Below are 24,224 nucleotides of genomic sequence, written 5' to 3'. Positions count from 1 at the left end.
CTCACATATGTGGGCCTTCGAAACCCAGGGCGTGGTGCCCGACATCGTCACCATGGGCAAGCCGATCGGCAATGGCCATCCGATGGCCGCGGTCATCACCACTCCCGAGATCGCCGCCTCCTTTGCCAATGGCATGGAGTATTTCAACACCTTCGGTGGCAATCCCGTTTCGGTATCGATCGGCCTTGCGGTGCTGGATGTGATCCGCGACGAACGTCTCAGGCACCATTGCCTGACGGTCGGCAACCGCCTGATGGAGGGTGCCCGCCAGCTTGCCGAACGCCATCCGCTGATCGGCGACGTTCGCGGCCACGGGCTCTTCATCGGCATCGAGCTGGTCCATGATCGCGGGAGTCTCGAGCCTGCCGCCGATGCGGTAGATTTCGTCCTGGCGGAGATGAAGCATCGACATCATATTCTGCTTTCCAGCGAGGGGCCGCTCCACAATGTGCTGAAGATCAAGCCGCCGGCTCCCTTCAGCAACGAAGATTGCGATCGGTTCCTGATGGCGCTCGATGAGGTCTTGACGCGATTTTCAGCGTGAGTACGGGGTGATGCCGTTCCCCGGTTCTGTTGCAAACTTTTCGCTGGCCGGGGACCGGTAGTCAGTTCTCGATACTGCCGAGGATGACAATGCAGGACGTGTTCTCTAACCGGCAAATGGCATTCTCTTCACGATCCGCCGGGAGATGCTGATCTGGCGCGGAGTATCTTGCGGGCTGCAAGTTGCGGGTCCGGCATCGGATCGCCTTCGAGGGCCGAAAACAGCCAGTCGATGAAGACCTTGACGATCGGGGCGGCGCGCACCTCGCTGCGGCACGCGACATAAAATGCATTGTTGGCAGGAACGGTGAGATCGAACGGAGCCACGAGCTCACCCTTGGCAATCAATCCGCCGGCGGTGATCGTGTCGCCGAGCGCCACCCCTTGCTTATGCAGCGCCGCTTCCGTCGAAAGCCGGGCATCGCTCATGAAATGCTGCCGGCGACGGGGGATCTCGCTACCTTCGGCCGCTGCCAACCAGGTATTCCATTCCCTGCCATCATCGGCGTGCAGCATGACGTGGTCGCTCAGGTCCCTGATCGTGCGCAATGGCTGCATGTTGAGGAGGGCGGGGCTGACGACCGGAAAAAGCACCAGCGGGCTCCACAGGCGTGACCAGTAATCCGGCCAGTTGCCGTTTCCATAGAGCAGGCAGAGATCCACATCCGGGGAAAAGAGATGCGCCTCGTCGTTGGATGCGATCAGTGTCAGCCGCACGTCCGGAAACTGGTCGGTAAATTCGTGCAGCCTCGGGATCATCCAGAAGGAAAGCAGGGCGGGCACGCAGGCAAACCGCAGCTGGCCGCTGGTGGTGGGCCGCGTCATTGCTGCAGTCACGGCGGCAATTTCCTCGAAAGCGTGTGTGACTGCCGGCAGCAGCAGCGCTCCCTGCGGGGTGAGTGCCAGCCGCTTGCCGCCGCGCGAGAACAATGACACGTTGAGTGAGAGTTCCAGTGCCCGGATCTGATGGCTTATCGCGCCGTGGGTGACGTTCAGTTCGCGCGCAGCAGCGGAAACCGAACCTCGTCGAGCAGTCGCCTCGAAGGCTCTCAAAGGATTGAGTGGCGGCAGTCGATTGCGCAGGGGAGTTACTCCGGACAAAAGAAACACGTGAATTATTCTCACGCCACATACAATAACATTGTCAATTGATTTTCTATTCGCTTTGCCACTTAATGGGCGCAACAAGGCAAGAAACGGGGAACTTACGTCGGAAGCCAGCGAACCAAGCGGCGCTTCCTATCGAATTCATGCTCAAATCCAGCCTGCACTGAACAAGTATCTTGGATTACAGTGCATTGCGCGCGTGAACCCCGATTGATTGCAAGCCTTGTGGTAAATAACAACGTTCAAAAAGGGGAACGAAAATGAGAACAAAGTCGACAATGAAGTCGTCGATTGCGGCCGCATTCATGCTTGGCGGTGCCATTCTGGCTATGGCGACGCAAGGTGCCAAGGCTGACGCACTCGACGATATCGCCAAGGCCGGCGTTCTGAATGTCGGTGTATTCTCCGACTTTCCGCCATTCTCCTCGGCCAGCGCCGACATGAGCCTCAAGGGCTATGACATGGACGTCGCGCAGGCGATTGCCGATACCCTGAAGGTCAAGCTCAATCCGGTCAGCGTCACCGGGCAGAACCGCATTCCCTACCTCACCGAACATCGCGTCGATCTGCTGATGAGTGTGGGTTACAGCAAGGAACGCGCTGAAGTGCTTGATTACGCAGCAGCTTATGCACCGTACTACATCGCGGTGATCGGTCCAGCCGCTCTGGAGGTCAAGGCGAAGGAAGACCTTGCCGGCAAGAGCATTGCCGTCAATCGCGGCACGCTTGAGGATACTTCGCTAACCGATGTGGCGCCGGAGACCGCCGATATCAAGCGGTTTGACAACTACAACTCGGTCATCCAGGCCTTCGTTTCCGGCCAGACACAGCTGATGGTCGTCGGCAACGATGTCGGCGCACAGGTACTGGCCCGTCAGGATGTACTCAAGCCCGAGCAGAAGTTTCAGCTGATGACGTCGCCTTCGCATATCGCGGTCGCCAAGGGCGAGGATCGTCTCAAGCAAACCATCAATGACACTGTTGCCAAGATGCTGGCCGATGGCTCGCTCAACAAAAGCTCGGAAGCATGGCTGAAGACGCCGCTCAACCCTGACAACCTCAAGGATTGAGGATGGGCTACACGCTCGATTTCGGCTGGCTTGAAGATGCAGTCGGGTTGATTGCCAGTGGCGCGGTCATGACGATCTTCCTGATCGTCGTGACCTCCATCATCGGCACGGTCTTGAGTGTTCTCGGGGCGGCTGCGAGACGCAGCCGCTACCGGATCTTGCGCAAGGCGGTTTCCGCCTATGTCGAAATCATCCGCAATACGCCGTTTCTGGTGCAGCTGTTCTTCATCTTCTTCGGCTTGCCGCGCTTCGGGATATTGCTTGACCCGATTACGGCCTCCGTGCTCGCCATGACGCTCAACATGACGGCCTACACGACGGAGATCGTCGGCGCCGGTCTCGACGCGGTGCCTGCAGGTCAGAAAGAGGCTGCTACGGCGCTCGGGCTCCGGCCCTGGCAGGTGTTCATCAAGGTCGTCATGCCGCAGGCGCTGAAAGTCATTTTCCCGGCGCTCACCAGCCAGATCGTCATCATGATGCTGGAATCCTCGGTCGTGTCGCAGATCGCCGTGCGCGAACTCACTTACGAAGCGGATATGCTGCAAGCGCGGACGTTCCGCGCTTTCGAGACCTATTTTATCATCACGCTGGTTTATCTCGGTTTGAGCATCGGCTTGCGCAAATTGCTGTTTGCAGTGGGGCGCAAGACCATTCCGGGAGGCATGGCATGATCGAATTTACGTTCTGGGACATCCTGCGCAATCTGCTGATGGCCGCGCGTTGGACCATTGTGTTATCGATCGTGGCCTTCGCCGGCGGGGCTATCGTTGGTGTTCTCATCCTGTTGCTGCGTATTTCCGAGCGCAAATGGCTGCGGCGAAGCGGTGAATATTACATCGGCCTGTTTCAGGGGACGCCGCTGCTGATGCAGTTGTTCCTGCTGTTTTTCGGCCTTCCTCTGCTTGGATTCCGTGTCGAGGCATGGACGGCCGCAGCTCTCGGCCTGACGCTTTGCGCCAGTGCTTACCTGGCGGAGATCTGGCGGGGCGGCGTGCAATCGCTGCCGGCGGGCCAATGGGATGCAGCCCGCAGTCTCGGTCTGCACTATGTGTCCCAGTTGCGCTTGGTCATCTTGCCCCAGGCCTTTGCGATCACGCGTGCGCCTAGCGTCGGTTTTCTGGTGCAGCTGATCAAGAGCACGGCGCTCACCTCGATCATCGGCTTCAATGAGTTGGTCAAGACCTCGAACGCCATCAACAACGCCACCTTCGAACCCTTCACAGTCTACGGTCTGGTGGCGGTAATCTACTTCTGCCTCTGCTATCCCTTGACCCGCTATGCCAAGTTGCTGGAGCTTCGAGCGGCAAAGCGGCTTTAGAAAGTCCGGCCAAAGGTCTGACTTTCCCCATCTGCGCGGAGGATCAGGTGCCTTCGCGCAGAACGGCATTGACCAGCATCACGCACCCATCCAGCCCGTTGCGGATTGCTGAATCGTCATGGCGACGTTTCCAGTCCAGCCATAGCCCGTCCTGTGTGGCCATGATGTTGTCTGCCAGAAACGCGACCTTGGCTTTGTCGTGGCCGCGCTCTGCCGCAATCCTCTCGAGAATCTCCACCAGGTTTTCCCGGTATCGGTCGTTCAGGGATTTCTCAGTAAGCGCAATCTCGTCGTGGAACAATGCCGCCGACCAGAGGTCGATACGCACCCGGATGTAGTCGCTTTTGAGAAAAGTGTCGGTAAAGCCGGTTCGCAAAAAAATCTTGAGCTGCGACATGGGGTCGGATGGCGAACTTGCGACATCGGCATGCGACGCCTCCAGCAGGGCATTCGAGGCGTACTTGTAGGTCTCGACCAGCACTTCGTTCATATCCTTGAAGTGATAGGTGATGTGGCCGAGGGAGATGTTCGAATATTCGGCGATCTTGCGAGCGGTCAGTTTCGCGTAGCCGAATTCCTGAAGGCAGCGGAACGCTGCCGTTACGATCTCGGTCCTGCGATCTTCGGTTGACCGGAATGTTTTGGTCACACTTCTTTGTTTAGCCATTCGGTGTCCTTCGCGATCGCCAGCGGTGGATATCCCCACATTTTCCTTCGCCATTCTAAGTGTTTAACGCGCCAGGAGCGCGCGGTCAAAAATCGATGTTGACAAAATTGTCTGTACGAACGTACAACAAGTCGTACCTTTGTACAACAGTGCGAACGGTCACGAGAATTCGTTTGGGGGAACCAATAATGCGCAATGAGAAGTCTGGAAATCTGTTCGGGCAGGGCATCGGCCGACGCAATCTGTTGAAGGCTGCCGCTGCAGTCGGCGGCTATGCCGCATTCGGAGGCGGGCTGATCCTTCCGAGCGCCGCGCGGGCCGAACCGACCAAGGGCGGTACCCTGATCATGGGTCTTGCCGGCGCCAACACCACAGACAGTCTCGATCCCGGTCTGGCTTGGGACGATTTCATGATCGCCCTGAGCTATGGCGGCCTGCGCAACAATTTGATTGAGCTTGATGCGGACGGCAATGCCGTGCCTGAGCTGGCCGAATCCTGGGAATCCAGCGAGGATTCCAAGACCTGGACCTTCAAGCTGCGCACCGGCGTTGAGTTCCATAACGGCAAGATCATGGATGCCAACGACGTCGTGGCATCGCTCAACCATCATCGCGGCGAGAAATCGACCTCGCTGGCGAAAAGCATTTTTGCACAGATTGCCGATGTGAAGGCAGAAGACTCCTCGACCGTCCGGATCGAGCTGGCTGCCGGCAATGCCGATCTCGCCGTCCTGCTCAGCGATTATCACCTTGGCATCATGCCGGCGAATGCGGACGGTACCGTGGACTGGCAGTCCGGTATCGGCACCGGTGGCTACAAGCTCGAAAAATTCGAGGCAGGGGTATCGGCCAAGGCGAGCCGCTTTGCGAATTACTGGAAGCCGGGCAGGGCGCATGTCGACGCGGTCGAACTGGTGGCGATCAACGACGTTGCGGCGCGGCAGAACGCGCTGGTGACGGGCGAGGTTCATGTCATCAACCGTGTCGATCTCAAGACCGTCAATCTTCTCAAGCGCAAGGGCGGGATCCGCATTGACGAAATCAAGGGCTTTCAGCATGCGACGCTGCCGATGCTCGTCGATGTCAAGCCGTTCAACGATGTCAATGTCCGTCTGGCGCTGAAATATGCGATCGATCGTGAGCAGTGGGTCGAAAAGATCCTCAACGGCCATGGCGTTGTCGGAAACGACAATCCGATGGCGGCTTCGCTGAAATACTACAATGCGGAATTGCCTGCGGTTTCCTATGATCCGGAGAAGGCCAAGTTCCATTTGAAGAAGGCCGGTCTGGATACATTGGCCGTTGATCTCAGCGCATCGGACGCCGCATTTGCCGGTTCTGTCGATGGCGCGGTCGTCTTCAAGGAATCGGCCAAGGCCGCCAACATCGACATCAATGTCGTCCGCGAGCCGAGCGATGGTTACTGGAGCAATGTCTGGGCAAAGAAGCCGTTCTGCTCCTGCTACTGGACCGGCCGGCCGACCCCTGATGCCCTGTTCTCGCTGATCTATGCCAAGGGCGCAGCCATGGACGATACGCATTGGGATAACCAGCGTTTCAATGACCTGCTGCTTGAGGCGCGTCCGCAGAAGGACGAAGCCAAGCGTACCGAAATTTATGGCGAGATGCAGAAACTCGTTCAGGAAGACGGCGGCACCATCATTCCGATGTTCATGAACTATGTGAACGGTCTCAGCGAAAAGGTGCAGACGCCTGAAAGGCAAAACGCCGACCTGCCGCTCGATGGCATGAAGGCGATCGAACGCTGGTGGATCAGCTAAGGCCCTGCTGCCCGGGGCTGCAGAGCCTCGGGCTATCATCATGGAGACTGGGATATGACCGATATTGCATGGCAGGACGCCAAAGAGTGTGACCGTCGGGTCTTCCGGGATATGCTCGGTTCGTTCATGACCGGCGTCACCGTGGTCGCCACGCGCGACGCATCGGGCGTATCCCGGGCGTTTACGGCCAATTCCTTTACGTCAGTCTCTCTCGACCCGCCGCTGGTTCTGGTCTGCTTGGCAAAATCCGCTTTCAGCTACGAAACATTCGTCGATTGCGATCAGTTCAGCATCAGCATCCTCGGCGACTGGCAGCGCGAACAGTCGAATTCCTTCGCATCCAAGACGGAGGCGAAGGAGATCGCGATTGCCGCGATGGCAGTGGATGGCGCGCCCTATGTCAGGGACAGTCTCGCGTCGATCATCTGCAAACGCGGCCAGGTCGTCGATGCGGGCGACCACGCGATCCTGATCGGTGAAGTGCAGAAGTTTCATACTGGCGTTGGTAAGCCGCTCGGATACTTCAGGGGCGGCTATGTGTCCTTCGGTCTGGCGGAACGGCAACTGGAGAGAACTGCATCTTCGTTGGTCGTGGGCGGCATCGTCGAAACCGAAGGCCGGATATTGCTCTGCCGCAGGCCGGGCGCGACATACTGGGAAATTCCGAACGCACCGCTGGGCGGGGGGCAGCAGCACAGTGGCCTTCTGAAGGCCGTGTTTTCACGGTTCGGCATCGAGGCGCAGTCGTCGTTTCTCTACTCGATCTTCCAGGAGAAGGGCGACCCGCACACCACCATGGTGTTTTCGATGGAGCCGTCAGGGGGCGTCACATGCGGCGTGACCGACGACGGTACCGAGTTGAGGGCGTTCGATGAAGAAGAAAGCCCGTGGGATCTCGTTCGCGGCGACATGGCATCGGGAATGATCCAGCGATTGTTCCGGGAGCGTGCCGCAGGTTGCCTCGGCATCTATTGCGATACTGACGACGGTGGCCGCGTGGTGAGAATCGCCGGCAAACCGACGGCCTGGACCGAATACCAACCCGAATTGGGCACCTGATTTTCTGAACAACCGATTACAAGCCACAGAAGGGCTAAGAGATGGAATTCAATCACTTCCTGTCGAGCTATTTGCGAGACCCCGCCTATACCGGGACGCGCCTCTACAAGGACATGGTGGAGCAGGCCGTCCAGGCCGAGAACTGCGGTTATGCCGGCGTCTCCATTCCAGAACACCACCTGATCAACATCCTCCTGGTGCCGTCGCCACTGCAGATGGCCGTCAAGATCGCGTCCGCCACCAAGCGTATCGAATTGGTCACGTCGATTGCCGTGCTGCCGATCCGCGACATGCGGGTGTTCGCCGGCGAAGTGGTGCAGGCAAGCATGCTCTGCGACAACCGGCTGGTTCTCGGCGTTGGTCGTGGCGCGTTCGACTACGAGGTGACCCGCCTCGGTACGCCGCTTTCGGAAACCAAGAAGAAGTTCGAGGAATCGCTGGCGGTGCTCGAGGCGCTGCTGACCCGCGAGGAAGTCTCCTGGGATGGCGAATATTATCGCTTCGATCCGATCACGGTCATGCCTCGGCCGGATCATCCCATCGAACTTATGCTGGCCGTGATGGTTCCTGAAGGCATCTATCACAGTGCGAAGAAGGGCTACCATGTGCAGACGACGCCGCTCGGCGCTTCGCACGAAGTGCTGCTCGAACAGACATCGGCTTTCCACCGTGGCATTGCCGATGGTGCAGGCGCCAACCGGACCAACAGGCTGGCACTGCAGCGCGGTCTGTATCTCGCCCGCGATACGGCTGATGCGCGCGCCAAGCTGGAACTTGCAAATGATTACTACAGCCGCTTCGATAACGTTTTCTACGGACCTGGAATTGTGGATCACGGCGCCATTCGGCCTCTGCCGCGCAATCAGACGATCGAAGAGCTTGGCAAGAGCCTCATCATATGCGAAGCGGCCGAGATGGTTGATCGACTTTCCGCTTATGCGGAAGCCGGCATCGACGAAGTGATCGCCACGTCCAATTTCGGCCAGTCGCAGGCCGATACGCTGGACATGATGGAGCGCTTTTCAGCGCAGGTCATGCCCCATTTCAACAACGCGCGTGAAAAGTCAGTCGCGTAAGATCCAAGCAAGCAGGGAGACATCACAATGCCAGTTATCAAGGTAGAAATGTTCAGCGGCCGCTCCGACGACAAGAAGCGGGCTTTGGCCAAGGCGATCACCGACAGCTTCGTCGAAATCTGCGGCGGTAAGCCAACGTCGGTCCATGTGATTTTCGACGATGTCGCCAAGAGCGACTGGGCAGTGGGTGGGGAGCTCTGCTCCGACCTCTATCCCGACCAGCCCGCGACTGCCGAGAAGTGAGAGACGACCATGGCTGCTGCAATTGACTGCGCGTACACGATCGAGGGAAAGGGCGAGCCCCTTTTCCTGATCCACGGCATCGGCGCTCGCAAGACCGCCTGGAAGAAGCTGACCGAACAGCTCAAGGAAGACTATATGTGCATCGCCTATGACCTTCGCGGTCACGGCGAGTCACCGTTGCCGAACGGACGCTTCGGTCTTGACGAGCTGGTGGACGATCTGGAAGCACTTCGCGCCAAGCTCGGCATCGAGAAGGCCCATTTCGCCGGTCATTCGCTCGGCGGCATGATCGGTCCGGCCTATGCGCGCAGATATCCCGACCGGGTGCTGTCGCTCGGGCTCTATTCCACTGCCGCTTTCCGCACGGAAGACGACAGTGCCAAGGTCAAGGCCGTCGTCTCCGCGATGCGTGAGAAGGGCATCGGCCAGGTGCTGGATACGCTGACGGCGCGCTGGTTTACTGACGAGTTTGCCGCGAGCCATCCAGATGTGATCGAGTGGCGCAAGAACCAGGTGATGGAAACCAATCCGGACGTGTTCCTCAACGTCTTCGACATCTATGCCGAGACGGAGATGTCCCCGTGGATCCACGAGATCACCGCCCCGAGCTTGGTGCTCACAGGTGAACTGGACGGCGGCTGCAATCCGCGCCTCAACCAGCAGATCGCCGACGCGATGCCGAATTCGGATCTGGTGATCCTTGACGGACTCAAGCACGCGATCTTGATCGAGGCCACCGAGAGAGTGGCACCGCCGGTCCGCTCGTTCCTGTCGGGCCTGGCAGCCTGATCCATCGACAGACCTAGTACGAGAGAGTGCTCCCGACATGCGCCGAATTATCGAGTTGATATCAACCCGCATCCTCACTGGCATAGTCACCTTGTGGGTTGTGTCGTTGATCATTTTCTTCGGCGTGGCGGCCCTTCCGGGCGATATCGCCACCGAGATTCTGGGGCAGTCGGCCTCTCCGGACACCATCCAGGCATTTCGGGACCAGCTTGGTCTCGATCTGCCGCTCTACCAGCGTTACTTCACCTGGCTGGCCAATCTGGCGCAGGGCGATCTGGGCACATCGCTTGCCAATCATCGGCCGATCACCGAACTGGTGTCGTCCCGGCTGGAAAACACCCTGTCGTTGGCAGGTCTGGCGGCGGTGATGTCGGTGCCGTTGGCGCTTGCTCTCGGTGTCCTGACGGCGTTGTTTCGCAACAGCCGTTTTGATCGGGGCGTCAATATCCTGACGCTGAGCTCGATCTCGTTTCCGGAATTCTTCGTCGCCTACATCCTGATCCTGTTTCTTTCGGTCAAGACGGGATGGTTTCCGAGCCTTGCCCGGGTGGAAGACACATCGCTGCTTGAAGCGCTGCGGGGAATGTTCCTGCCGGCGCTGACGCTGACCCTCGTGGTCGTGGCCCACATGATGCGTATGACACGCGCGGCCTTGCTGGGCGTCATGGGCAGCCCGTTCATCGAGATGGCCAAGCTCAAGGGTGTCGGCAGGCTAAGCATCATGACACGGCACGCGCTGCCGAATGCGCTTGCCCCGATCATCAATGTCGTTGTGCTGAACCTGGCCTACCTGATCGTCGGCGTCGTGGTTGTGGAGGTGGTCTTCGTCTATCCCGGCCTCGGGCAGCTAATGGTCGACAGCGTCGCCAAGCGCGATATCCCTGTCGTGCAGGCGTGCAGCCTTATCTTCGCCGCCACCTACATCATTCTAAATCTGATCGCCGACGTGCTGGCAACCGTCACCAATCCCCGTCTTCTGCACCAGTGATCGGGAAGGCTTCGATGCAAGAATCAAGCGCGATCATGCGAGAACAGGCAAATTCGATGAACATTCAGGAGGCGGCCGCGCCGGCCGCCATTACCCCAATCGTGGTCAAGCGGCCGACCGTTGGTTCCAGGCTTGCCGCAGCACCGCTGAGTGCCAAGATCGGCATGCTGATCATTGCCGTCTATGCGGTGGTCGCGCTGTTTGCGCCGTGGATCGCACCTTATGGCGAAGCGCAGATCGTCGGCCCGGAATTCGATCCGTGGAGCTCACAGTTTCTCCTGGGCACCGACAACCTCGGACGCGATATGCTGACGCGGCTGATTTACGGTGCGCGCAACACGGTCGGCATCGCGCTCGCCTCGACCCTGCTGGCGTTTGCGATCGGCGGATTTCTGGGGCTGGCGTGTGCGGCGGCGGGCGGCGTGGTCGACCAGCTTCTGTCGCGTTTCGTGGATATCCTGATGGCGATCCCGCAACTGATCTTCGCCATGTTCCTGCTGACCATCTTCGGCATGTCGATCCCGGTTCTGATCGTGGTGATCGCCGTTCTCGATGCGACCAGGGTGTTTCGCCTTTCGCGGGCGCTGGGCATGAACGTGGCGACGCTGGAGTTCGTCGAGGCGGCAAAGCTCCGGGGCGAGGGGCGTCTTTGGGTGATCCGCCGGGAATTGCTTCCCAACACCTTCGCGCCACTAGTGGCTGAATTCGGGCTGCGCTTCTGTTTCGTCTTCCTGTTGATCAGTGCGCTCAGCTTCCTCGGGTTGGGCATCCAGCCGCCGACGGCGGACTGGGGTTCGATGGTGCGCGACAATGCAACGCTGATCACCTACGGCGACATCACGCCGCTGCTGCCGGCATGCGCCATCGCGATCCTGACGGTCGGGGTCAATTTCACAGTGGACTGGTTCCTGGATATTTCGAGTGGTTTGCGTGATGGTCAGTAATTTCGGTACGGCGACGGCATCCGGCAAGACACTGCTTCTCGAGGTGCAGGACCTGCGGATCGAGGCAGAAAGTTCGGGCCATTGGAATGAGGTGGTCAAAGGGGTCAGCTTCTCGCTGCACAGGGGCGAGGTCGTCGGCCTGATCGGGGAGTCGGGTGCTGGCAAATCGACGATTGGGCTGTCGGCGCTCGGTTATTCCAAGCCGGGATGCCGAAAGTCGGGCGGCAAGGTGTTCTTCGAGGGCAAGGAACTGTTCGATCTCGACAAGGGAGCGATCCGCAAATTGCGCGGCATGCGGATCGCCTATGTGGCCCAGTCGGCGGCGGCATTTTTCAACCCGGCTCACAGGCTGATAGACCAGTTCGTCGAAGTGCTGTCTTCGCACGGCCACACGAACCGCACCGATGCCTGCGACAAGGCCATCAAGTTCTACGGCAAACTCGGCCTGCCGGAGCCCGACAAGTTCGGTTTCAAGTATCCGCATCAGGCTTCTGGCGGCCAGCTGCAACGCGCGATGATCGCCATGGCGATGGCCGGGGATCCGGATATCATCGTGTTCGACGAACCGACCACCGCGCTTGACGTGACGACGCAGGTGGAGGTGCTGGCGGCGATCCGCGACGCGATACATCAGACGAATTCCGCAGCACTCTACATCACCCACGATCTCGCTGTCGTGGCGCAGGTCGCCGACCGCATTCTTGTGCTGCGCCACGGTGCCGCCGTCGAACTGGCCGAGACCGACGAGTTGTTGGGCAACGCGCGTCAGGACTATACGCGGCGGCTGCTGGCGGCCGATCCGGAGATCCAGACCGAGCGACCCGGCAAGGACTGCGTTCTCTCTGTCGATGGCCTCTCAGTGCATTATGGGAAGAAGAAGGTCCTGCACGACATCTCGCTGGAGATTCCGGCGGGACGGACGACCGCGATCGTCGGCGAATCCGGTTCGGGAAAATCCACCTTGGCGAGGGCCATCGCCGGCCTGCTGAAATCGGTGGAGGGCAATGTGCGTTTTCAGGGTGCTACCCTGTCGGCGTCCTATTCGCGGAGGCCGCGCGATGTGCTCCGCCGTCTGCAACTGATCTATCAAAGCCCGGATACGGCGCTCAATCCGAAACAGCGGATTTCGGAAATTCTCGGCCGACCCGTAATGTTCTACCACAATGTGGATCGTGCCGAAGCGGACAGGCGGGTTGCAAATCTATTGCAGCTAGTGGAGCTCAATCCGGCCTATGCGGACCGGTATCCGACCGAGCTTTCGGGCGGCCAGAAGCAGCGTGTCTGCATTGCCCGGGCGTTGGCGGCCGAACCGGATCTGATCATCTGCGATGAGGTGACTTCGGGGCTGGATCCACTGATCGCCAAGGATATTCTCGCCCTGCTCGCCCGCCTGCAGAAAGAGCTTGGCACGACCTACATCTTCATCACCCACGACCTCAAGATCGTCAACGCGATCGCCGATCAGGTCGTCGTCATGAAAGCGGGGCGGATTGTCGAGCGGGGAATGCGAAGCGAGGTGATGAACCCGCCGCACGCTCCCTACACCGAAACGCTGTTGCGCTCGGTGCCCCAGATGGATGTCAACTGGCTCGACCGGCTGCTGGAAAGCCGCAAGCTGGTTGCCGACGAGGCATGACCGTCATGGGGTGAGCACGTCCAGCGCCAAGGTTTCCGGGCCAGCCCTATCGGGGTTGGTCCGGCAGCTTGAGCACGGCATCGGCGATCTTTTCCTTGACCACCACCAGCGCTCTCGTCAGCCAATGCCAGCGGTGCGTCTGGGTCGAGTTTCGAACCAGGTAAGCGGTGCGGGTAAATCGCGGCGCATTGCGCACTTCGAACACCTGGCCGGCTTCCATCGCCGGATAGGCGATCCGGTAGGGCAGATAGGCCGAACCTCCCCATTTGATGATATGTCCCAGCGCAAAGACGCCGTTCTTGAAGGTCACGACGGCGGTGTCGTCGACGGGATAGGCTTCGGCATGGCGCCTGCGGAACTCCTCGCCGTGGTCGACGAAAACATATTTTGGGTCCCAGCGCACCAGATCGCGGTCGATGGTCGAAACTTCGATGAACAAGTCCTCGAACAGTGGCTCGATCGTGTAGCCCGGCGCAGGCGGCGGTTCGTAGGAGATGGCGACATCGACGATGGAATTGGAGATCAACGGCCGCATGTCTGTTTCGCTTCCGCTTTCGACGTTGATCGCGATGGACTGGAATTCCGACCGGAGCGCGTTGACGAGGTATTCACCCGCGCCGTTCCACAGCGGATCGGGGCATCCGAAGTTGCAGACCTGGTCGAACCCGCGCGGCAGCGAAGTGTCGAGACGGGCCTGCTTCCAGACCTGGACCATGATCTGTGCGTGCTTGACGAACTTGGTTCCGATGGCGGTGAGCTCTGCCCCCGACTTGATCCGCCGCAGGAGTTTTTGGCCCAACAGGTCCTCCAGTGCATTGATCCGGGCAGTCACCGTCGATTGCGTCACGTTCAATTTGAGCGCCGCCTTGTTCAAGTTTCCCGTTTCCACAACCACAAGGAATGTTTGCACATGGGCAAGGTTCATCAGCGGTTACTCCAAGCGCTTTCAATTCGGATTTACCGAACATAATTACCATAATTATTTGATTTACACTACATTAGTCATCTGGCACGGTCCAATCACAAAGTCTCCAACCAAATGGAAATCCGGCGATCGAGAGAATGAACTTTTCTTACTGCGCAGCGCAGTCGAAGGGGAAACGACCGCGTGTATTTTGCCGGACACTCCCAATAATCAGGCGGAACCCGATGAATGCGATTGCTAAAATGAACCTCAAGCCTGACGCGCCGGCGGTCATACCCGAGCCTGCTGTCAAGTGTCGCAACATTTGGAAAGTCTTCGGCAACGCAAGCAAGATTGCCATGATCCGCAACGCCGTGATCAACGGCGAACTTGGTCGTGACGAAGCTCGCGGGAGATATGGCTGTCTGGTCGCCGTGGAGGACGCGAATTTCGAGGTTCGGCGTGGCGAGATCTTCTGCATCATGGGGCTTTCGGGGTCCGGCAAATCGACGTTGCTGCGGCATGTCAACCGTCTCATCGAACCCACCTCCGGCGACGTGATCGTCGAAGGCCAGTCGGTTCCATCGCTGGGCAAGTCGGCGTTGCGGGAAATGCGCGCCCGGACGATCGGCATGGTCTTCCAGAATGTCGCGCTTCTTCCGCATCGCACGGTGGAGCAGAACACACGGCTGTCGCTCGAGCTTCGTGGCGAAAGCCATGAGACGAGCAGGGCGGCGGCATTCAAGGCGCTGGAGACCGTCGGGCTTTCGGGATGGGAAGAGCGCTATCCCCGCGAGCTTTCGGGCGGCATGCAGCAGCGCGTCGGGCTCGCGCGGGCACTTGCCGCGGACGTCAACATTTTGTTGATGGACGAGCCCTTTTCCGCTCTCGACCCCTTGATCCGAAAGCAATTGCAGGACGAATTCCGCCGACTGGTGCGGACGCTCGGGAAAACCGCACTGTTCGTAACCCACGATCTCGATGAAGCCATCCGCATTGGCGACCGTATCGCGATCATGCGCGATGGCAAGATCGTACAAACCGGAACGCCGGCGGAAATCGTGTTAAACCCGGCCAACGACTACGTCGCCCAGTTCGTCGGCGGTATTTCACCGGTCCATCTTGTCACCGCCGAAAAGGTCATGATTCCCATGGCGCAACATCTGGCGGAATCGGGCAATGGGACTGTCGAACAGCAAATCGGCACGCTGCCGGTGGTCGCGACATCCGCCAACCTTACCCATCTGATTGATCTGCAGATCGAAACCGGATCACCGATTGCCGTCGAGCAGGACGGCGTCATCGTCGGGATCGTGGGAACGAAGGAGATTTTGCGGGCGGTCCAGGGCAAGAGGGAGAGTTGAAATGGCGCAGGGTGTATTCGATCAAATGGCGACCGAGGTGCCGCAGCGGCGTTCCGCATTGCGCCTTGAATACCTAGTCGGCCCGTTGTGGCAGGGCCAACGGCCGACTAGGTTCTACTTCCTCTATCTGTTGGTGGACGCCTGCGCGCTGATGCTCGTGACGCGCGGATGGCTGGTCTCGGGTCTCGCATTGGCGCTTGTCTGGCGGGCCACCGCGCTTGCAATATCCGGCTTGTCGAACCAGAATCCGGCAAGCGTGGAAAGCCGCGGCTATGCGCTTGGCAATGTCGCTGGATTTCTGGTCTATTGCCTTGCGATGGGGACGATCCTGTTGAACGGCCCGGGGAGCCCAATTCCGGGCTTCGCCTCCGACTTTCCGTCACTCAAGGCTTTGCGTGGCGACACAGCGGCCAGCATCGATGCGGCAGTCCGGTACCTGACCGTTCAAGGCGACGATGTCTTCCGGGGTATCACCAAGGCGCTTCTGACGTTGTTGTCCGTTCTCGAAAGCGCACTTGTGACAGTGCCATGGCCGGTAGTCTTCATCGGCACAGGCTTTCTGGCCTGGAAGCGCGACGGTGTCCGGATGCTGGCGATCGTCTGGGTCTCGCTGGCCTATCTGGGAATTTTCGGCTTCTGGACGGAGGCGATGCAGACTGCCGCACTGGTGCTTGCTTCGCTTGCCGTGTGCGTGGTGATCGGCATACCCCTGGGTATTGCGATTGCGAAGTATTCTTCGCTCAAGACAGTGGTTTCGCCAGTTCTCGATCTCATGCAGACGATGCCGAGTTTCGTCTACCTTTTGCCGGCCGTGGCCTTCTTTTCGATCGGCAAGCCGCCGGCGCTGATCGCGACCGTGATCTTTTCCGTGCCGCCGCTGATCCGGCTGACATGCCTCGGCATCGAGCAGGTGCCGCTCTATGTACGCGAGGCGATGTATTCGCATGGGGCAACGCCGTTCCAGACCTTGATCAAGGCCGAGTTGCCGCTGGCGCTGCCGTCGATCCGGGCGGGCGTCAACCAGACCATCATGATGTGCCTGTCGATGGTCGTGATTGCGGCACTCATCGGGGGCGGAGGACTGGGCTACAACGTCCTCTTCGCACTCCAGAACGTTCAGTACGGCGAAGGCATCCTAGCCGGCCTGGCGATCGTTGTTTGCGCTGTCATGTTCGACAGACTGGCAAGCGCACGGCGATCAAAGGACTAATCCAATCCATAACAGGGGAATGAAGCAATGAAGTTACGTGCACTCTTGTGCGCCGTGGCCGCTGTCGCGTCCATCGGTATGATGCAAACGAGCTCGGCTTATGCCGGCGAGGCCGTGGTTCTGGCCGATCTGACATGGGACGAGCCGCGCGCCGTCAATGCGATCCTCGAGGAAATTCTCGTCAGCAAATATGGCGCTACGATTTCCCACATCGCGGCCGAACAGACGGCGGTTTTTCAGGCCATGGCGAAGGGCGACGGTTCCGTCGATATCCATCCAGCCGTATGGTCTGGCGCCCAGCAGGCCAATATCGATCGCTTCGTGACGGAGGAGGGCAAGGTGCGCCTTAACCTCAAGCCCTACGACGCCACCGACGGTTTCTATGTTCCCAAGTTCTTCGCAGAAGCCCATGGCCTGAAATCCGTTCAGGACCTGCTGAATCCTGAAATCGCCAAGCTGTTCGATATCAATGGCGATGGCCGTGGCGACTATTGGCCGGGCGCTCCCGGCTGGGGCGTCACCAACATCTACCGCGTCAAGGGCGTCAGCTATGGCCTGGAGAAATTCTATGATCCCATCGTGGCTTCCGACGCGCTGTTGAAGTCGCAGCTCGAAAGCGTCGTGGCGAAGAAAAATGGTGGTCTGCTCTTCTACTACTGGAAGCCGGAGGCGTTGCACCAGACCTACGAATTGGTCCAGCTCGAAGAGCCGCCATTCGACGGGTTCGCCATGGATGCCAAGAACGGCGGGGCGGACTACAAGGCCGATGGTTGCTACAAATATGTCGATCCGAAGGAGTCTGCAGACTGGCTGACGCAGAGCAGCATCAAGTGCTCTTCGCCAGCACAGCCGATCTTCATCGCCTATAGTGCCGCGCTTGAGCAACGTTCTCCCGACATAGCCAAGTTCCTGTCGAAAGTGGCGATCGAGCCCGCCGATGTCAGTGGCTGGATCAAGGACATCTCCGTCGACAAGAAGGATCCCCAGGCTGTGGCCAAGGATTGGATATCGGCCAATCAGGATCGCGTCAACGCCTGGACGGCGCCCTGAAAGTAGCGCTTTTCCAACCTCGACCGCCGTGTTCGACCGAGCACGGCGGTCTTTTGTTATCTGACCAGAAAGTTCGTATTTCCCGAATTAAATGCGCAATATAATTTGATTTTATTCACTAAGTCGCTGTGGCAAGGTCGTTTCATACCGGTCTGAGTGTCCATCGCGACATCAGGAAGATCGGACAAATCAAAGCGCCCAGCCACAGGCTGCTTCAGGCGAGCTGGAGATACCATGGAATTCAATCACTTTCTTTCCGCCTATTTTCCCGACCCCACCTATGGCGGCGATCGCCTGTACCGGGACATGATCGAGCAGGCGATCCTTGCGGAAAATCTCGGCTATCGCGGCCTGACCATTCCGGAGCATCACCTCATCAATGTCCTGCTGGTGCCCGATCCGTTGCAAATGGCTGTGAAACTTGCATCGGTCACCAAGAAGGTCGAGATCATCACGTCTGTTTCGGTGCTGCCGATTCACGATATGCGGATCTTTGCGGGCGCGGCCATCCAGGCGGACATCCTCTGCGAAGGACGTCTGATCATTGGCGTCGGACGCGGAGCATTCGCTTATGAATTGGCCCGTCTTGGCAGCCCGATCGAGCAATCGCGCGAGAAGTTCGACGAGTCGCTCAATCTTCTCATCGAGCTGTTCACCAAGGAGGAGGTCTCCTGGAACGGGAAGTATTACAATTTCGACTCCCTGACTGTCATGCCACGGCCGGTGACGAAGCCGATGCCGCAATTGATGCTGGCAGCGCTAGTGCCCGAGGGTATTTATGCGTCGGTCAAACGCGGCTTCCACATCCAGACCACGCCGCTTGATGCCACCTATGACAAGATGAAGACGCAGATCGACGCATTCTTGCGCGGAAAGGCCGAACTCGGCGATGCCGGCAAGCATCTGCGCCTTGCTCTGTCGCGTGTTTGCATCGTCGCCAAGAACGACGCCGATGCAAAGCGCATGACCGATCTCGCCTACGACTATTACAGCCGGTTCAACAACGTCTTCACCGGACCAGGGATCGTCAAGAACGGCCGGATTGCATCGCTGCCGCAGAAACAGACCATCGAGGAACTGTCCGAAAATCTCATCATCTGCACCGCAAGCGAGATGGTGGATCGGCTGAGTCAGTATTCCGAACTCGGGATCAACGACCTGATCACGAACGTGAATATCGGCATGTCGCAAGGCGATGCGATCGATGCGATGCACCGTTTTGCTGCGGATGTGAAGCCCAAGCTTTCTACCGCCTCCAAGGCCGCTTGACTCGGTAACGGGAAGGTCTTTTCGCCCGGTGCGCCGACTCTTGACATATCGTGTTGTACAAATGTACGACTCGATGTGAGCATATGGCGTAGCGGGAGATGTTGCCATCAGCTATGCGAAATGCCGAACGGAGTTACGCCGTCTCAGCATGCGACGATCGGGTGTTCATATTTGTGTCCCGATCGGATACCGCATATGCGCCATCGCGCGAATTTGAAATCGGAGCCCACCATGACTGCCAATTCCTATCCCGACACAAAGCTGTTCCTGAACGGCGAGTGGAAGCCGTCCAGAAGCGGCCAGACCATCGCCGTCGCCGATCCCGCGACCGGAGAGGTGATCGGTCAGGTTTCGAAAGCCGCCATTCCGGATCTCGACGAGGCACTTGCTGCAGCCCAGGCAGGCTTTGAAAAGTGGAGCGCGACATCCGCCTACGAGCGCGCAAAAATCATGCGTGCCGCGGCGAACCTGCTGCGCGAGCGCAAGGAAAAGATCGCCTGGATCATGACACGCGAACAGGGCAAGCCGCTCGCCGAAGCCATCGGCGAAGTTGGCGCAGGCGCCGATCTGATCGATTGGTTCGCTGAGGAAGCTCGCCGCACCTACGGCCAGATCATCCCCGCGAGAATGCCCAATGTATCCCAGTTGGCAGTCAAGCTGCCGGTTGGACCTGTCGCGGCGTTCTCACCGTGGAACTTCCCGATCAATCAGGTCGTGCGCAAGCTTTCGGCGGCACTTGCGGCCGGTTGCTCGATCATCATCAAGGCGCCCGAGGAAACTCCGGCCTCTCCTGCCGAGCTTGTGCGTGTATTTGCCGATGCCGGCGTTCCGGCGGGCGTGGTCGGCCTGGTGTTCGGCATACCCTCGGAAATCTCCGAATATCTCATTCCGCATCCGACGATCCGCAAGATCACGTTCACCGGTTCGACGCCGGTCGGCAAGCATCTGGCAGGGCTGGCGGGCCAGCACATGAAGCGCACGACGATGGAACTGGGTGGCCATGCCCCGGCCATTGTCCTTGCGGATGCCGACATCGACAAGGCGGTCAAGGTGCTGTCGTTCTCCAAGTTCCGCAATGCGGGCCAGGTTTGCGTGTCGCCGACCCGGCTGCTGGTCGAGGAACCGGTGTTCGACAGGTTCCTCACCGGCTTCGTCCATGCCACCGAGGCGATCAAGGTCGGCAACGGCCTGGACGCGTCCTCGACAATGGGCCCGCTCGCCAACGAGCGGCGCATCCCGGCGCTGGAAGAACTCATCGCCGATGCGGTCGAGCAGGGCGGTACGCTCAAGACGGGCGGCCGGCGGATCGGCAACAGCGGCAACTTCTTCGAGCCAACAGTGCTCGCCAACGTGCCGAAATCGGCGCGTATCATGAACGAGGAGCCATTCGGCCCTGTGGCAATCATCAATTCGATTTCCGGGCTGGAAGATGGGATCACCGAAGCCAACCGCCTGCCGTTCGGCCTGGCATCCTACGCGTTCACGTCTTCGCAGGCGGCGGTGCATGCCATCGGCATGCGCGTGCAGTCGGGCATGACCTCGATCAACCACAATGGGCTCGCACTTCCGGAAGTTCCTTTCGGCGGCATCAAGGATTCGGGCTACGGTGACGAAGGTGGTTCTGCCGCAATCGAATCCTACCTGATGACCAAGTTCGTCACCACTGCGGCGTGATGTTTCCGCCCCGGCGGAAAGTTTGACGCCTTTGAATATCGAACGGCGCGCCACATCTCAGGCGCGCCGAATTTCATTCCGGACGCTTCCGTCCGTGTTTTGACGTCTCAAGCTTGCGCAATATCTCAACACAGCATGCCCAAGACTTTGATTTTGAGCAAAATTCCCCGTTGCCTGATGATTCCGATTGGAGCCGGCCAGCTCAGGCCTTATGCTTGTGGCGGTAGCGGGGGGAGTGTTGATTTGGAGCTGAAATGGCTTGAAGATTTTGTTGCCTTGGCTTCTAGCCTGAGTTTTTCTCGGGCAGCGCAGGAACGCAGCATCACCCAATCGGCCTTCAGTCGCCGCATCAAGCAGCTCGAAAACTGGCTCGGCGTCATCCTCGTCAACCGGGCGACATTTCCGGCCGAGTTGACGAAGGAAGGCAAGGCATTCCTGCCATCTGCGCAGGAGTCCATTCGCAACTTCTACAGCACACGCGACAGTCTGCGGCCGAAAAGTGCCAACACCGACACCGTCACATTTGCCGCGCTGCAGACGCTGACCGTGACCTTCTTTCCCGAATGGCTGAAGAACCTCGAACGCACGGTCGGTGCGATCAGTTCCAAGGTGGCGGCAGACAGGGGTGGCATCGAGGACAATGTCGCCATGCTGGTCGATGGCGAGGTCGATTTTTTCCTCAGCTACGCGCATCATCACGTGCCATTCTGGCTGGACGGCACTCGTTTTCCCTATCTGGTGCTGGGCAGGGAAACGCTGTTGCCCGTCTCGTGTCCGGAGCCGGAGGGACCGCTGCTTGACCGCTGCATCGCCGTCGGCAAGGACGTTCCCTACCTGAGTTACGGCGACTTCTCGTTTTTTGGTGTCGCGCTGGGAAAACTGTTTGCGGCCGAGCAGGCTTTCACCCGGCGCGTCGTGCATGAAAACACCATCTCCGTCGGTCTGAAAGCGATGACGCTGGCAGGCTGGGGCGTGGCCTGGCTTCCCGAAAAGCTGGTCGAACAGGATATCAGGGAAGGGCGCCTTGCACCGGCCAGCCATGATGCCAAATGGAATATCGATGTCGAAATTCGCATCTACCGGCACGCCGCGTCATCGCGTCCGATCGTCGAACGGTTGTGGCGCGGCATGGAAAAGGGACTGACCGCCTAGGCGGCAGGCGGATCGTTAAGCTGCCGCTCGATCAACATCGTCATGTTTAGCATCTCCAGATCGCAGCCGCGGCGACCGTTGATCATCAGTCCGACCGGTTGCCCGCCGGACGAAGACTGGACCGGTATCGTGATCGAGGGCTGGCCTGCGAGGTTGAAGACGGTGGCGTTCTTTGACGCGTGCAGATCGTAGTCGTCGTGCCACTGCCCGAGCCGCGCCGGCATGATTGTCGCCGCAGGCGCCAGCAGCACGTCGCACTGTTGCATCAGGGCATCCATCTTGCCCGAGAAGGCGCTGTGGCGGCGTTTGGCATTCTCGTAATCAGCCACGCTGATCCGGGATTTGCGCGTAAACTTCTCGCGGGCGCTGGCGCTGAAGCAGTTGTTGCGCGCAGAAAGGTCGTGCGCAAACTCTTCGTATGCTTCGCGGAAAAGGCGGCCGGTGATTTCAACGCTTTCGTCGATGCCGGCAAAATCCAGTTCGACCAGTTCGGCACCTCGCCTTTGCAGCCGTTGCAGGCTTTCTTCGATGGTTGCACGGATTTCCGCATCGCCATCGAAGAAGAAGCGTCTGACAACGCCGACCCGCAGATTTTCCAGCCTGTCTTTGTCTGCGACGGGTAGGGCTGTGGGTGAGCTGACGCCGGTAATCGCTGCAAAAGCCAGGGAAGCGTCTTCGGCTGTGCGGGTCAGCGTACCCACATGATCGAGCGACCGCACGAGCGGCACGACGCCTTGCGTGGAGATCGCACCGAAGCTCGGCTTGAACCCGGCGATCCCGCAGCAATGGGCCGGAAAGCGGATCGAACAGGCGGTATCGGTGCCAACAGCCGCAAATGCCAGTTGTCCGGCGACAGCCGATGCCGAGCCGCCGCTTGAACCACCGGCATCCAGCGTGTGGTCGCGCGGGTTGAGGATGGTTCCAAAGAACGGGTTGTCGCTCGTCGTACCGTAGGCCAGTTCATGCATGCCCAGCTTGCCAAGGATAACTGCTCCCGTATCCCGAAGCCGCCGGACGACATCAGCGTCCCGCTCCGGGATATGATCGGCATAGAGCCTGGAGCCGCAGGTCATGCGGATACCAGCCATGGCAATGTTGTCCTTTATGGCAACAGGTATTCCATGGAGGGGGCCCAGATAACGTCCCCGCGACCGGTCGCGGTCGGCGGCTTCGGCGGCGGCAAGCGCGACATCGCGGGTGACGGTGAGGAAGGCATTCAGCGTGGGATTGAGCTGCTCGATGCGCGCCAGCATGTGCTGCGTCAGCGCGACCGAGGTGAGACTGCCTGACCCGAGACGTCCGGAAACCTCGGCCAGGCTGAGCGCATGCCAATTGACCGCTGGCATCGTCAGTTTCCAGCCTGCCGCAGCCAATCGGCGAGCGAGAGGCGTTTGTGACCGCTGCGGCCGGTCATGGCCTCGGCAGCACAGAGGGAATTCAGAACGGCTTCCTGGGTGGCTTCTGTGGCGGCGCGGAAGAGGTCGTCGATGCGGTTTTCGTTGAGCGCCTGCATTGCGACGAAATCGGCCGGCTCGTCGTGATCGAACGTCACGCCGGTGCTGAAACCGATAGTGATGTCGCCGCTTCCATGGCCCCAGAACGCGCCGAGACGGGCAAGCCCTGCGCCGCAGCGACGGCTGACGCGCTGCAGCTGGCGATGCTCCATCGGGATATCCGTCGCCAGAACGATGATGACCGATCCCTTTTCCGCCTGCTGTTTCGCCTTCGGGTGAGGGCGTCGGCCATCCGGCAACATAAGGTCTCCCGCCCTGCCAAAATTGGAAAGAACGAGCACGCCGAGATGATGCTCGGTGCCATTGAGCTCCATCTTTCGCGACGAGGTGCCGATGCCGCCCTTGAAGCCGAAGCAGCTCATGCCGGTGCCGGCGCCAACATTGCCTTGCTCCATGCCATGGCCGGCGGACCCCAACGCCAGCCGTACATGTTCCTCGGTCACTGCCATCGCCTGGATATCGTTGAGCGGACCGTCATTGCATTCGCCGACAACGGGATTGACCGTTGCGGTTTGCCTGCCGATGTCAGGGTTGTGGGCAATCGCCTCGCAGATCAGCGCATTGGCGCATGTTCCGACGGCAAAAGTGTTGCTCAGCACGATGGGCGTTTCCAAGGTGCCGAGTTCATTGATCTGGACGAGACCGGTGCTCTTGCCGAAGCCGTTGATGACATCGCTGGCAGCGAGAACCTTACGCCGGTAGATATTGCCGGAATGGGGGATGATCGCCGTCACCCCCGTATTGATATCGCCGGATCTGAGCGTGTGGTGGCCCACACGCACGCCGGGAACATCCGTGATCGCGTTTTTCTCGCCTGTCGGCATTATCCCGCAGACGATGCCGAATTCCCGCGCCGTATTGGTCAC

Annotated in this window: 23 protein-coding genes; 18 read left to right on the top strand and 5 right to left on the bottom strand. The window is 59.4% G+C overall.

Annotation, left to right across the window (positions count from 1 at the left end; genetic code table 11):
- Positions 1-544 (top strand): aminotransferase class III-fold pyridoxal phosphate-dependent enzyme (locus JJB09_RS15055; protein WP_201659628.1); only part of this gene is annotated, 544 nt, incomplete at its 5' end.
- 128 nt (positions 545-672) lie between these two features.
- Here JJB09_RS15055 and JJB09_RS15050 read toward each other — a convergent pair.
- On the bottom strand, positions 673-1,626 hold the full coding sequence (locus JJB09_RS15050) for a LysR substrate-binding domain-containing protein (RefSeq protein WP_201659719.1): 954 nt from the start codon (positions 1,624-1,626) through the stop codon (positions 673-675).
- A gap of 284 nt (positions 1,627-1,910) precedes the next feature.
- Between JJB09_RS15050 and JJB09_RS15045 the strand changes: the two genes are divergently transcribed.
- From JJB09_RS15045 to JJB09_RS15035, 3 genes are read left to right on the top strand one after another with little or no spacing between them, the layout of a single operon-like run.
- Complete coding sequence (locus JJB09_RS15045; protein WP_201659625.1) at positions 1,911-2,720, top strand: transporter substrate-binding domain-containing protein; 810 nt, start codon at positions 1,911-1,913, stop codon at positions 2,718-2,720.
- A 2-nt stretch (positions 2,721-2,722) separates the two neighbouring features.
- Positions 2,723-3,391, top strand: coding sequence for an amino acid ABC transporter permease (locus tag JJB09_RS15040; protein WP_201659622.1), 669 nt, complete (start codon positions 2,723-2,725; stop codon positions 3,389-3,391).
- Positions 3,388-4,038: an amino acid ABC transporter permease gene (locus tag JJB09_RS15035; protein WP_201659618.1), complete on the top strand. Its 651-nt coding sequence runs from the start codon at positions 3,388-3,390 to the stop codon at positions 4,036-4,038. The genes JJB09_RS15040 and JJB09_RS15035 overlap by 4 nt, the downstream gene beginning before the upstream one ends.
- A 43-nt stretch (positions 4,039-4,081) precedes the next feature.
- Here the strand turns inward: JJB09_RS15035 and JJB09_RS15030 are convergent, their stop codons facing one another.
- Positions 4,082-4,705: a TetR/AcrR family transcriptional regulator gene (locus JJB09_RS15030; protein WP_201659616.1), complete on the bottom strand. Its 624-nt coding sequence runs from the start codon at positions 4,703-4,705 to the stop codon at positions 4,082-4,084.
- Positions 4,706-4,893: 188 nt separating this feature from the next.
- On the opposite strand from JJB09_RS15030, the gene JJB09_RS15025 reads away from it, so the two are divergent.
- The 8 genes from JJB09_RS15025 (at position 4,894) to JJB09_RS14990 (ending at position 13,221) form a co-directional block, all read left to right on the top strand.
- The gene (locus tag JJB09_RS15025; protein WP_201659614.1) at positions 4,894-6,486 is read left to right on the top strand and encodes an ABC transporter substrate-binding protein; all 1,593 of its coding nucleotides are present in this window, start codon (positions 4,894-4,896) and stop codon (positions 6,484-6,486) included.
- 54 nt (positions 6,487-6,540) lie between these two features.
- Positions 6,541-7,545 (top strand): flavin reductase, encoded by a 1,005-nt coding sequence (locus JJB09_RS15020; RefSeq protein ID WP_201659611.1) that lies wholly within the window; start codon positions 6,541-6,543, stop codon positions 7,543-7,545.
- Between the two features lie 41 nt (positions 7,546-7,586).
- The gene (locus JJB09_RS15015; protein ID WP_201659608.1) at positions 7,587-8,621 is read left to right on the top strand and encodes an LLM class flavin-dependent oxidoreductase; all 1,035 of its coding nucleotides are present in this window, start codon (positions 7,587-7,589) and stop codon (positions 8,619-8,621) included.
- A 27-nt stretch (positions 8,622-8,648) separates the two neighbouring features.
- Positions 8,649-8,864: a tautomerase family protein gene (locus JJB09_RS15010; protein ID WP_201659605.1), complete on the top strand. Its 216-nt coding sequence runs from the start codon at positions 8,649-8,651 to the stop codon at positions 8,862-8,864.
- Positions 8,865-8,873: 9 nt separating this feature from the next.
- Positions 8,874-9,653, top strand: a complete 780-nt coding sequence (locus JJB09_RS15005; RefSeq protein WP_201659602.1) for an alpha/beta fold hydrolase — start codon at positions 8,874-8,876, stop codon at positions 9,651-9,653.
- Between the two features lie 37 nt (positions 9,654-9,690).
- Entirely contained in the window at positions 9,691-10,641 is a 951-nt protein-coding gene (locus tag JJB09_RS15000) for an ABC transporter permease (protein ID WP_201659599.1), read from the top strand.
- A 164-nt stretch (positions 10,642-10,805) separates the two neighbouring features.
- Positions 10,806-11,585, top strand: coding sequence for an ABC transporter permease (locus tag JJB09_RS14995; protein WP_201659716.1), 780 nt, complete (start codon positions 10,806-10,808; stop codon positions 11,583-11,585).
- Positions 11,575-13,221, top strand: coding sequence for an ABC transporter ATP-binding protein (locus JJB09_RS14990; RefSeq protein WP_201659713.1), 1,647 nt, complete (start codon positions 11,575-11,577; stop codon positions 13,219-13,221). Before JJB09_RS14995 ends, JJB09_RS14990 begins: the two co-directional genes overlap by 11 nt.
- Positions 13,222-13,267: 46 nt before the next feature.
- Here the strand turns inward: JJB09_RS14990 and JJB09_RS14985 are convergent, their stop codons facing one another.
- Complete coding sequence (locus JJB09_RS14985) at positions 13,268-14,146, bottom strand: LysR family transcriptional regulator (protein WP_201659596.1); 879 nt, start codon at positions 14,144-14,146, stop codon at positions 13,268-13,270.
- Between the two features lie 224 nt (positions 14,147-14,370).
- Between JJB09_RS14985 and JJB09_RS14980 the strand changes: the two genes are divergently transcribed.
- The 6 genes from JJB09_RS14980 to JJB09_RS14955 all read left to right on the top strand — a co-directional run bounded on the left by JJB09_RS14980 (position 14,371) and on the right by JJB09_RS14955 (position 21,844).
- Positions 14,371-15,489, top strand: coding sequence for a quaternary amine ABC transporter ATP-binding protein (locus JJB09_RS14980; protein ID WP_343229032.1), 1,119 nt, complete (start codon positions 14,371-14,373; stop codon positions 15,487-15,489).
- 1 nt (position 15,490) lies between these two features.
- Positions 15,491-16,699, top strand: a complete 1,209-nt coding sequence (locus JJB09_RS14975; RefSeq protein WP_201659593.1) for an ABC transporter permease — start codon at positions 15,491-15,493, stop codon at positions 16,697-16,699.
- A 27-nt stretch (positions 16,700-16,726) separates the two neighbouring features.
- Complete coding sequence (locus JJB09_RS14970; protein ID WP_201659590.1) at positions 16,727-17,749, top strand: ABC transporter substrate-binding protein; 1,023 nt, start codon at positions 16,727-16,729, stop codon at positions 17,747-17,749.
- Positions 17,750-17,983: 234 nt separating this feature from the next.
- Positions 17,984-19,018, top strand: coding sequence for an LLM class flavin-dependent oxidoreductase (locus JJB09_RS14965; RefSeq protein WP_201659587.1), 1,035 nt, complete (start codon positions 17,984-17,986; stop codon positions 19,016-19,018).
- Positions 19,019-19,249: 231 nt separating this feature from the next.
- The gene (locus tag JJB09_RS14960) at positions 19,250-20,692 is read left to right on the top strand and encodes an NAD-dependent succinate-semialdehyde dehydrogenase (RefSeq protein WP_201659585.1); all 1,443 of its coding nucleotides are present in this window, start codon (positions 19,250-19,252) and stop codon (positions 20,690-20,692) included.
- A gap of 243 nt (positions 20,693-20,935) precedes the next feature.
- The gene (locus JJB09_RS14955; RefSeq protein WP_201659582.1) at positions 20,936-21,844 is read left to right on the top strand and encodes a LysR family transcriptional regulator; all 909 of its coding nucleotides are present in this window, start codon (positions 20,936-20,938) and stop codon (positions 21,842-21,844) included.
- On the opposite strand, the gene JJB09_RS14950 is transcribed toward JJB09_RS14955, so the two are convergent.
- Positions 21,841-23,190, bottom strand: a complete 1,350-nt coding sequence (locus JJB09_RS14950; protein WP_201659579.1) for an amidase — start codon at positions 23,188-23,190, stop codon at positions 21,841-21,843. The genes JJB09_RS14955 and JJB09_RS14950 overlap by 4 nt on opposite strands.
- Positions 23,191-23,192: 2 nt before the next feature.
- Complete coding sequence (locus tag JJB09_RS14945) at positions 23,193-24,224, bottom strand: P1 family peptidase (RefSeq protein ID WP_201659576.1); 1,032 nt, start codon at positions 24,222-24,224, stop codon at positions 23,193-23,195.

This window comes from Phytoamicus setariae (assembly GCF_016722925.1).
Classification (GTDB): domain Bacteria; phylum Pseudomonadota; class Alphaproteobacteria; order Rhizobiales; family Rhizobiaceae; genus Rhizobium_E; species Rhizobium_E setariae.
This window is presented reverse-complemented; position numbering and strand designations above follow the sequence as displayed.

Excerpts from the sequence above, each read along its gene's own strand:
- JJB09_RS15045 (WP_201659625.1), top strand. The coding sequence starts at position 1,911 with ATGAGAACAAAGTCGACAATGAAGTCGTCGATTGCGGCCGCATTCATG.
- JJB09_RS15040 (WP_201659622.1), top strand. The coding sequence starts at position 2,723 with ATGGGCTACACGCTCGATTTCGGCTGGCTTGAAGATGCAGTCGGGTTG.
- JJB09_RS15035 (WP_201659618.1), top strand. The coding sequence starts at position 3,388 with ATGATCGAATTTACGTTCTGGGACATCCTGCGCAATCTGCTGATGGCC.
- JJB09_RS15030 (WP_201659616.1), bottom strand. The coding sequence starts at position 4,705 with ATGGCTAAACAAAGAAGTGTGACCAAAACATTCCGGTCAACCGAAGAT.
- JJB09_RS15025 (WP_201659614.1), top strand. The coding sequence starts at position 4,894 with ATGCGCAATGAGAAGTCTGGAAATCTGTTCGGGCAGGGCATCGGCCGA.
- JJB09_RS15020 (WP_201659611.1), top strand. The coding sequence starts at position 6,541 with ATGACCGATATTGCATGGCAGGACGCCAAAGAGTGTGACCGTCGGGTC.
- JJB09_RS15015 (WP_201659608.1), top strand. The coding sequence starts at position 7,587 with ATGGAATTCAATCACTTCCTGTCGAGCTATTTGCGAGACCCCGCCTAT.
- JJB09_RS15010 (WP_201659605.1), top strand. The coding sequence starts at position 8,649 with ATGCCAGTTATCAAGGTAGAAATGTTCAGCGGCCGCTCCGACGACAAG.
- JJB09_RS15005 (WP_201659602.1), top strand. The coding sequence starts at position 8,874 with ATGGCTGCTGCAATTGACTGCGCGTACACGATCGAGGGAAAGGGCGAG.
- JJB09_RS15000 (WP_201659599.1), top strand. The coding sequence starts at position 9,691 with ATGCGCCGAATTATCGAGTTGATATCAACCCGCATCCTCACTGGCATA.
- JJB09_RS14995 (WP_201659716.1), top strand. The coding sequence starts at position 10,806 with ATGCTGATCATTGCCGTCTATGCGGTGGTCGCGCTGTTTGCGCCGTGG.
- JJB09_RS14990 (WP_201659713.1), top strand. The coding sequence starts at position 11,575 with ATGGTCAGTAATTTCGGTACGGCGACGGCATCCGGCAAGACACTGCTT.
- JJB09_RS14985 (WP_201659596.1), bottom strand. The coding sequence starts at position 14,146 with ATGAACCTTGCCCATGTGCAAACATTCCTTGTGGTTGTGGAAACGGGA.
- JJB09_RS14980 (WP_343229032.1), top strand. The coding sequence starts at position 14,371 with ATGAATGCGATTGCTAAAATGAACCTCAAGCCTGACGCGCCGGCGGTC.
- JJB09_RS14975 (WP_201659593.1), top strand. The coding sequence starts at position 15,491 with ATGGCGCAGGGTGTATTCGATCAAATGGCGACCGAGGTGCCGCAGCGG.
- JJB09_RS14970 (WP_201659590.1), top strand. The coding sequence starts at position 16,727 with ATGAAGTTACGTGCACTCTTGTGCGCCGTGGCCGCTGTCGCGTCCATC.
- JJB09_RS14965 (WP_201659587.1), top strand. The coding sequence starts at position 17,984 with ATGGAATTCAATCACTTTCTTTCCGCCTATTTTCCCGACCCCACCTAT.
- JJB09_RS14960 (WP_201659585.1), top strand. The coding sequence starts at position 19,250 with ATGACTGCCAATTCCTATCCCGACACAAAGCTGTTCCTGAACGGCGAG.
- JJB09_RS14950 (WP_201659579.1), bottom strand. The coding sequence starts at position 23,190 with ATGCCAGCGGTCAATTGGCATGCGCTCAGCCTGGCCGAGGTTTCCGGA.